This is a genomic window from Sphingobacterium sp. UBA5996 (genome assembly GCF_002429765.1).
GTDB lineage: Bacteria > Bacteroidota > Bacteroidia > Sphingobacteriales > Sphingobacteriaceae > Sphingobacterium.
Genome location: NZ_DJAS01000008.1, coordinates 1 through 816 on the forward strand (window position 1 = coordinate 1; position 816 = coordinate 816).

General features: G+C 44.7%; 1 protein-coding gene. It reads left to right on the forward strand.

Annotated elements, in window-relative coordinates:
* Window positions 1-180 precede the first annotated feature (180 nt).
* Window positions 181-816: LuxR C-terminal-related transcriptional regulator (locus B3E00_RS05300; RefSeq protein WP_293937442.1), on the forward strand; the 636-nt coding region annotated here is incomplete at its 3' end.

The window sequence follows — 816 nt, forward strand, 5'->3', positions numbered from 1 at the left end:
TGGATATTACGGTTTGATTTGTGCCAGTCATTTCGGTCGGATGGTGCCAGCTATTACGGTTCAAATGATGCCACTTTAGTGGTATAGTTTTAGTCCGTCCATCCGTATTTTTTACGGTTTGAATTGTGCCACTTTAAAAAGATCAAGAAAGAATTACCTTGTCGCTTTAAATACAGCGATATGGCCAACAAACTTGATCCGATGGACTTAAAACAAATACTCACATTACATCTGGACGGTTACAGTAACCGTAAAATAGGTTCCGTTCTCGGTATTTCCCGCAATACAGTCAATACCTACATGCAACTATTTGCAGGCAGTGGCTATTCGTTCAAGGAACTTCTGGGCTTTGATACCGCTACTTTATCCGAACTGTTTTCATCCCATACGACGCTGGACGCTGCCCGCCACAATGAACTAATGCTTTACTTTGAGGGGGTCAACAAGGCCCGGAATCATCCCGGCTTTACCTTTCTGTATCATTATCAGCAATATGTTGAGCTAGCCGCAGAACCATATAGCTACACGCAGTTTCTCGAACATTACCGCCGTAAATATCCAAAAGAAAAGGGTTCAATGAAACTTCAGCATATTGCGGGCGAAGAAATGTTCGTGGACTTTGCCGGGAAGAAGCTGCAGATCATCGATAAACACACCGGAGAGGTTATCGCTGTGGAAGTATTTGTGGCCATACTACCGTGCAGCCAGTACACCTATATCCAGGCATGCAGGAGCCAGAAACGCGAAGATATGATATCCTGTTGCACAGCGGCACTTCGTTTTTATGGTGGATCGCCCAAAGCGATAGTGTCCGAC